Below are 7,766 nucleotides of genomic sequence, written 5' to 3' on the forward strand. Positions count from 1 at the left end.
CATTAAAAAACCATTATTTTGCCGGTAACACTGATAAAGTAAGCCATGAACTCTCCGGTACTGAAAAAAGCGCTTCCCCATCTGATCGCTGTCGCCGTTTTTCTCCTTGTGGCCGTCGTCTATTGCCGGCCGGCATTGCAGGGAAAGGTGGTTTTTCAATCGGACATGCTGCATTGGAAGGGAATGGCGCAACAGTCCATGGAATTCAAGGAAAAGCACGGTCATTTTCCTTTATGGACGGAGAGCGCTTTCGGTGGCATGCCGGCTTATACCATCGCGATGGAAGGGCGGTGGAAATTCAGCTTCACCTCGCTGGGCAATATCCTCTCGCTGGGCCTCCCTCAACCCATCAATTTTTTCTTTCTGGCCTGCATTTGTTTTTATATTCTATGCGCCGTCCTGCGGATAAATCCATGGATAGGCATCCTCGCCTCGCTGGCCTATGCGTACAGTTCTTACGACCCGGTGATCATCGTCACCGGCCATGTCACCAAGATGTGGGCCATCGCCTATGCGCCGGGGGCGATCGCGGGTCTGCTGCTGCTCTTCCGGCGACAATACCTGGCCGGGACGGCCCTGCTGACCCTGTTCCTTGCCTTGCAGCTCAGCAGCCAGCATTTGCAGATCGTCTACTATACCCTGCTGAGCATGGGGCTGCTGACCCTGTTCTATACCGTGGAGGCTATCCGCCGGAAACAGGCAAAAGCGCTGTTCCTCTCTCTCGGCCTGGCGCTGGTGGCCGGGGGTATCGCATTTGCCAGCAGTACGATCGGAACTCTGCCCGTAAAAGAATACACCTCGGAGACGATGCGCGGCGGGCGTACCGAGCTGACCAACGGCGTCAGCAAGATGGAGAGCCACGACGGCCTGAGCAAGGACTATGCCTTCGAATGGAGTTATGGCATCGGCGAGACGCTGACGTTGGCTGTGCCGGACATCTATGGGGGCGGTAGCAGCGGCAAGGAGATTGGCGACGATTCGAAGTTTGCCGGCCGGCTGACGCAGGAGTTCTCCGTTCCGCAGGAACAAGGTCTGCAATATGCCAACGGTTCGGCCTACTGGGGCGGCCAACTCTTTACCTCAGGTCCCGTCTATCTGGGCGCCGTCATCTGTTTCCTTTTTCTCTTCGGGCTGGTCTACTGCAAAGGCTGGCCGAAATGGTGGCTGTTGAGTGTCGCCCTCGCCGGGATCGTCCTGGCCTGGGGAAAGAACTTTGCCGCCTTTAACTATTTCCTCTTCGACTACTTGCCCTTATACAACAAGTTCCGGGCCCCGTCCACGGCGCTGGTCATGCCTCAGCTGGCCTTTCCCCTGCTGGCCGCCCTCGGGCTGAACGAGCTGCTGACCCGCGGGGAATCCCGGGAAGTGCTCTGGAAAAAATTCAAAACCGCCGGCATCGCCACCGGCGCCTTGTTGCTGGTGCTGGTTGGATTTTATTTCACGGCGGACTATCAGGGGATACATGACGGTGATCTGAAAGAACGTTTTGTCCAGGGCAAGATGCAGCAGCTGTCGCAGGGCCGTCAGGCGGCTGGCGGCGATGTGCAACAGCAGGCGATGGCCACGGGTAATGCGTTGTTGAAGGCCCTGCAGGCCGATCGCCAGGCCATCTATGGCAGTGACCTCCTCCGAACGGTTCTGTTGATCGCAGCGGCCACGACGTTGCTGGGGCTGTTCATCCGAAACAGGATAAAACCGATGGTCCTGCTGGCCGGCCTGATCGTCCTCAGCACCTATGACCTCGTTGCCGTCGGCGCCCGTTATCTCAATACCGACAGCTATGTGGACGAGGCGGATTTCGAGTCCAACCTGAGTCCCACCGCGGTCGACCAGCAGATCAGCAACGACCCTGATAAGAACTTCCGGGTCTTTGACGAATCATCGCAGAGTCCTTTTATGGATGAACGCGCCTCCATCTTTCATAATTCCCTGGGGGGCTATTCACCGGCCAAGTTGGGCCTGTACCAGGATCTCATCGAGAACCAGCTCTCGAAAGGCAACCGCCAGGTGTACGATATGTTGAACACAAAGTATTTTATCGTTCGCGATCCGCGCAGCGGACAGACCTCGGCGCAGGTAAACGCCGGGGCTTTCGGTCCTTGCTGGCTGGTGAAGGCGATTCATTATGTGAAGGATGGCAACGAGGAGATGAAGGCGTTGGACAGTGTGGGCGTCCGGGATACCGCGATCATCCAACAACGTTTTGCCCGCCTGGTAAAGAGCCAGCCCGTTCCCGACAGTTCGGCAAGTATCCGGCTGGAGAAGAATGGGAACGATCAGCTGGTCTATCGCTACTCCGCCAAAACTGATCAATTCGCCGTCTTCAGCGAGATCTATTACGACAAGGGCTGGAATGCCTTTATCGATGGAAAAAAGGCCGATTATTGCCGGGTAGACTATGTCCTGCGGGGCATGGCCATTCCGGCGGGGGATCACACGATCGAGTTCCGTTTCGAGCCCCACAGCTATGCCGTCGGGTCGGTATTGGCGGTTTGGTCCAGTGTCCTTATTTATCTTTTAGTGATCGCCGCCGCCATCGGTCTGTGGAAGCAGGCCGGAGCGGGTCGTAAAAAAGCCACAGGAGGTAACCTATGAAGCCGCTCAGTCTGGTGATCATCACCTATAATCGGCCGGATGACGCGCTGGACCTCGCCCGGAATATCCAGCAGTTGAATGGGCTGGAGGAATGGGTCGAGGAAGTGATCATCGTCAACAATCGCAGCACGGTCTCCTATCAGGCGCTGGAAGACTTTATCGCCGCCCACCCTGCTGTTCCGTTTCGTTATTCGGTGGCACCCGAAAACCTCGGCGTTTCCCGCGGGCGCAACTATGCCATCGGCCTTAGCCGGGCGCGTTACCTGGTATTCCTGGATGACGATGCGGTGTTCCGGGATCCGGAGGTGCTGCGATCGATCGTGCCCATCTTCGAAGAAAAGGACAGTGAAGATCCCGGCCGGATCGTCGGCATTGCCGCCTTCAAAGTATACTATTACGCCACCGGCGAGATGCAGGAAAACGCCTTTCCGCATAAACGCTTTACCCAACGCCGGAACTGGCCGCAATTCGACACCGCCTACTTTTCCGGCTGCGCGCATGCCATTCGTCGAAGCGTCTTTGACGCCGTCGGCGTATACCCTGAGAACTTCTTTTACGGAATGGAGGAGTATGACCTCAGTTACCGCGCGGTTCAGGCCGGATTTGCCATCCGTTATGATGACCGGGTCGTGATCCGGCATAAAGAATCACCGGCGGGCAGGCTGACACCCCGGGATAAACTGCGGGGGATGTGGGTCAACAAGAGTAAGGTGGCATGGAAGTACCTCCCTTTACGTTTTTTTTACACGACAGCATTTCTATGGAGTCTGGAATACCTGAAAAAAAGCGGCTGGCATCTCGGCGGATTCTTCAAAGGCTGGGGCGAAGTATTCGGGATACCCCGGATAGAGCGTCGCCGGCCCGTCGGTGCCGCCGCCCGGAATTACTTGCGCCGCGTGAAGGCGAGACTAACCTATTAATAAAAAAGCCCCTACAAAGTAGGAGCCTTTTTTAGTATCGTTACCGGTTACCGGTGGGGTCATTACCATTTGTCAACCTCTTCTCCTGTGGCAGCTGCCGGGGAAGAAGAATGTGGAACGGGTGCGGCCGTATGGCGTACTTCCGGCGCAGGACGTACATCATCTTCGACACTGTCTTCTACTGCTGTTTCCTGATAGGTGGTTTCACCGTTGTAGTTGTTCTCACCGTTCTCGACATTGTCATGGTTGTAGGCGTCGAAGTCGAAATCCGGCATCAGGTCGGTTTTGACATAATCGATGGCCTCCGTCAACGCCTTCAGGAACTTGTTGAAGTCTTCCTTGTACAGGAAGATCTTGTGCCTGTCGTAACCATCCTCATTGAATTTCTTACGGCTTTCGGTGATCGTCAGATAATAGTCGTTACTACGGGTTGCCCTCACATCGAAGAAATACGTTCTGCGTTTGCCAGCGCGAATCCTTTTGCTGTAGACGCTTTCCATTCTTTTGTCGTTGTTTTCGTACGCCACAATTTTTTGTTTTAATTTCTAATAAAGCAGTTACAAATATAGGATTGTTTTCGAATTAGCAAAATTTGGCAAAATAATAATAGCACCTAATTGAGGCCAAATTATGCGTCGAAACCTTCACCCTAATAAATGTGTATCAACACCGAACACTATGCGGGGTTATTTTCAGCCTGCTGCTGCTCATAGAGATAGGTATAATAGCCGTTAAGCGCCAGCAATTCCTGGTGGGTGCCCGTCTCGACGATGCGCCCCTCTTCCAGGACGACGATCCGATCGAAATCGAAAAGGGAAAAGATGCGATGGGTAATTATAATGGCGGTCTTGTGTTGCAGATATTGATATAAATTACCAAGTATTTCCTTTTCAGTCTTAGCATCGACAGCGGACAGACAATCGTCAAAGACAATGACTTCGGGGTCTTTTATCAGGCCGCGGGCGATGGATATCCGTTGTTTTTGACCGCCGCTGAGGGTGACGCCCCGTTCGCCGATGACGGTGTCGTAGCGCTCGGCAAACCCTTCTATTTCCTTATCGACGCTGGCATAACGGGCAGCTACCCTTACCTTTTCCTCATCGGCACGGTCGAGCCCGAACTGGATGTTCCCGGATACGGTGTCGCTGAAGAGGAAGACGTCCTGGGGAACATAGCTGATCTGGCGGCGAACGTCCTGGAGGTTCAGATGGCGCAAATCGGCGCCGTCGACCAGGATCCTGCCCTTGTCCGGATCGTACATGCGGAGCAGGAGTTGCGCGATGGTGGTTTTGCCGCTGCCCGTCCGGCCGATGATGACGACTTTCTCTCCTTTGCGGATCTCGAGATTAAAATCGGCCAGTGCGTGAATACCCGTATTGGGATAGGTAAAATCCACCCCCTGGAAGTGGATATTTCCCTGTAGGGGCATGGCGGTGGCGTCGGGGGCGTTGCGGATGACGGGGGTCGTGTCGAGAAACTCGTTCAGCCGTTTTTGCGACGCCGACGCCCGTTGGACCATGCTGGCCACCCAGCCGATGGCGCTGACGGGGAAGGTGAGCATGGTGATATAGATCACGAATTCCGTGATGGTGCCGATGTCGGTGTTGTGTTTGCCATAGATCACATAGAGGCCGCCGATCATGATGGCCAGCAGGGTGCTCAGGCCGATCATCAGGCCCATGGCGGGAAAATAGATGGCTTCCACCTTGGCGAGGTTGACGGCATTCTTGCGATATTCTTCGCTGTTGTGGTTAAAGAACTGGAGCATGGCTTTTTCCTGCACGAAGGATTTGATCACCCGGATCCCGCTGTAGGATTCCTGGGCGTTGGTGGTGAGGTTGCTCAGCAGCGCCTGGATATGTTCGCTCCTTTTGTGGATGATGGTGTTGACATAATAGATGGTGATGGCCAGGATGGGCAGCGGCGTCAGCACGTAGAGGCTGAGCAGCGCGTCTTTGCGCAGCATGAAGAAGAGGCTGAAGCCGATGGTCACCAGCAGGTTGGCGAGGTACATCGTCGCCGGACCTGTATACATCCTTACGCGGCTGACGTCTTCGGCCATCCGGCTCATCAGGTCGCCGGTGCTGTGGGTCTTATAGAAGTTGGTGTCCAGCTGCTGGTAGTGGGCATAGATCTCGTTCTTCTGATCGAATTCGATATGCCGGCTCATGACGATGATGGTCTGCCGCATGAGGAAGAGGAACCCGCCGCTGATCAGCGCCAGCACCAGCAGCGTGATGCCACAGATGGCCACCTTCCGCGGGAACGACGCATGATGCGCGTCCATGACCCTTATGAATTTGCGCACCAGTATATCGTAGTTGGCAGTGTCCTTGGCATCCGTCGCCGCAGCTTTCGCGGCATTCGCGGTGGTGGGTTGCCCCGGCGCGGTCACTCGCCCGGGCGTAGCCCCTTGCGGGCTCGATGCCTCCTGCGCGGTATCCGCCGCCGGGTTGCCGCCATTATTTCGCAGCAGGACCTCAACGGAATTGACCACGTAACCCGTCACCTGCGGGGTCAGGATGCGGAAATAGTTCGACAGGATGATGAACAGGAGGCCCAGGAGCAAGCGCCAGCGATATTTCCAGAAATATTTATTTACAGCCTTTAGATGCTTCAATCCAGGATTTTGGGGCAAAATTACGAAAATGTGCGGGACCGAGGCCACCGTTGGTGTAGTCGGCCGGGGCCTGCCCCGGCGGCCACCTCGATCCGGCCCTGCCGCCCCCGGCCCGTCCCCGATCCGGGGCTGCCGCTACTGACCATATCCGCCGATGACTTCAGCTCCGGCGCCGCCGCCCAGGGCCCGCCCCGGCAGCCTTTCCCAAAAATATTTGGAGGTTTACCCGTAGACCCTAATTTTGCGCCCGGAGAGATGGCAGAGCGGTCGATTGCGGCGGTCTTGAAAACCGTTGAAGGTAAAACTTCCGGGGGTTCGAATCCCTCTCTCTCCGCAAACGCCTTAATCAAAAAGCATCAAAAGCCCGCAAATTCAGCAGTAGCGGGCTTTTTCATTTTTGCCCACCACCAGAAAAACTCAAAAAAGGTCATACTTGGAGTGAGTGATTCGGTGAGTGGCAAAATTCAACAAAAAAATCACTCACTGGAATCTCGTAAAGCAATGGTAATCAACCTGTACCAAAGCTAAACATCTTGTCTCGCAAGCTGCGCAGTTCTACCTTTACCAACCGCGCAAAACAGCGCATCAAAATGAGTGATTCGGTGATGGAAAAAAGTCTTGGAATTCTATTCTTCCTACGCAAGCCCAGCCCAATGCGCCCGGGCCCCAGGCTCGTGTTTCTTCGGATAACCGTTGACGGTATTCCAAAGGAATTGTCGTTAAAAAGAACGTGGGATAAAAATAAATGGCAACCAAACCCAGGGCGAACAACAGGAACAGCAGCCGACGCAAAGGCCTTGAACGCCTTTCTTGACATCATCCGCGCCAAAGTCTACGAAGCGAGACGAATCCTTATCGAAACCGGAAAAGCCATCTCCGCCGTAGCGATCCGTGACATTGTATCCGGCGCCGCTGAACGAAACCGGATGCTATTCAAAGTCTACCAAGGTCACAACGACACCGTCAAAGCACTGATCGGGCTGGAATGCAGCGACGACCTTTGGGAAAAACATGAACGGGTTCTAAATTATCTGAAAGAATTTGTTACACTCAAATACAAACTCACCGACATAAGCATTTATTCCGTCGATCATGAATTTGGCCAAAGTTTCTACACCTGGCTAAGAACCGTTAGAAAATGCAGCCACAATACCGCGTCCGCCTATATCGGCTTTTTCAAGAAGATCATTCTTTCCTGCATAGATAATGGCTGGCTCCAGGCCGATCCCTTCGCCAAACTAAATCTAACACTCGATGAAGTCGAACCTGTTTTTCTTACCGAGGTGGAACTAGAACTTATCGCCGAAAAAGAAATCAAGAACGAAAGGCTTTCCATCATCCGGGACATTTTCATCTTTAGTTGTCTGACCTCGCTCGCCTATATTGACGTAAAACAACTAAAAAAATCGGAAGTCACCATAGGCCATGACGGCAATTTGTGGATAGACAAGAAACGTCAAAAATCAAAAGTTCCATCCCGAGTTCCTCTTCTTCCTCTCACCCGGAGGATCCTCGACAAATATCGCAACAACCCCCGATGTGTTGCCGAAGACCGTTTACTTCCGGTTATCAGTAACGCGAAATATAATGAATACCTAAAGGAAATAGCGGCCATCTGCGGAGTGGAAAAG

General features: G+C 54.0%; 5 protein-coding genes and 1 tRNA gene. 4 read left to right on the forward strand and 2 right to left on the reverse strand.

Features of this window, described 5'->3' with window-relative positions; all coding sequences use genetic code 11:
- The first annotated feature begins 45 nt into the window (after positions 1 to 45).
- A complete protein-coding gene (locus VGM48_RS22725; RefSeq protein ID WP_331582832.1) occupies positions 46 to 2,595 on the forward strand; it encodes a YfhO family protein in 2,550 nt (849 codons plus the stop codon).
- A complete protein-coding gene (locus VGM48_RS22730; protein WP_331582834.1) occupies positions 2,592 to 3,515 on the forward strand; it encodes a glycosyltransferase family 2 protein in 924 nt (307 codons plus the stop codon). The genes VGM48_RS22725 and VGM48_RS22730 overlap by 4 nt, the downstream gene beginning before the upstream one ends.
- A gap of 62 nt (positions 3,516 to 3,577) precedes the next feature.
- Here VGM48_RS22730 and VGM48_RS22735 read toward each other — a convergent pair whose 3' ends face one another.
- Both VGM48_RS22735 and VGM48_RS22740 read right to left on the reverse strand, forming a co-directional pair.
- On the reverse strand, positions 3,578 to 4,042 hold the full coding sequence (locus VGM48_RS22735) for a DUF3276 family protein (protein ID WP_331582835.1): 465 nt from the start codon (positions 4,040 to 4,042) through the stop codon (positions 3,578 to 3,580).
- Between the two features lie 149 nt (positions 4,043 to 4,191).
- Positions 4,192 to 6,135 carry an ABC transporter ATP-binding protein gene (locus VGM48_RS22740; RefSeq protein WP_331582837.1) on the reverse strand — a complete coding sequence of 648 codons (1,944 nt, stop codon included), beginning with the start codon at positions 6,133 to 6,135 and terminating at the stop codon, positions 4,192 to 4,194.
- A gap of 249 nt (positions 6,136 to 6,384) precedes the next feature.
- On the opposite strand from VGM48_RS22740, the gene VGM48_RS22745 reads away from it, so the two are divergent.
- Both VGM48_RS22745 and VGM48_RS22750 read left to right on the forward strand, forming a co-directional pair.
- Positions 6,385 to 6,469: transfer RNA gene (locus tag VGM48_RS22745), tRNA-Ser, on the forward strand.
- A gap of 199 nt (positions 6,470 to 6,668) precedes the next feature.
- Positions 6,669 to 7,766, forward strand: a 1,098-nt coding sequence (locus VGM48_RS22750; RefSeq protein WP_331582839.1) for a site-specific integrase, incomplete at its 3' end; no start/stop codon positions are given.

Origin of the sequence: Puia sp. (assembly GCF_036500295.1) — a bacterium.
In the GTDB taxonomy this organism is placed as follows: Bacteria; Bacteroidota; Bacteroidia; order Chitinophagales; family Chitinophagaceae; genus Puia.